The organism is Pseudoalteromonas sp. SIMBA_162 (assembly GCF_046535955.1).
Lineage (GTDB): Bacteria > Pseudomonadota > Gammaproteobacteria > Enterobacterales > Alteromonadaceae > Pseudoalteromonas > Pseudoalteromonas marina.
Genome location: NZ_JAWJBQ010000179.1, coordinates 1 through 329 on the forward strand (window position 1 = coordinate 1; position 329 = coordinate 329).

Sequence of the window (329 nt, forward strand, 5' to 3'; positions counted from 1 at the left end):
GTTCCTCCTCGTGCTTCCACGCTTTCAAGGCTGCCCTTTCCCTCGCGAAAGGCTGCTTGTCGTGAACCTGAGAGGACGTCGGCGGCTTCGACGCTTCCTGCGGCTGGTCTTCGTCAACTTCTGATCCCATCAGGGGGAGTCGGCGCATATGCTGCTCCAGCGCTTCAATTTTCTCCGCCTGCCGGCGCGTGACGGCCAGTAGCTCCTTCACAAGCCCCACCAGTTCCTCTGTGCTTTCCGACGATGCTGTCGGGGTGTCGGAAAGGCCTTTGGCACCAGTTGTTGAAGCGGTGTCGGGCGTTGTCGGAGCTTCGCCATAGACCCGGATC

1 protein-coding gene is annotated in these 329 nt (G+C 60.8%); it reads right to left on the minus strand.

The annotated features are described in order from the left end of the window. Window positions 1–329: hypothetical protein (locus R0J88_RS19250; protein WP_410900768.1), on the minus strand; the 329-nt coding region annotated here is incomplete at both ends.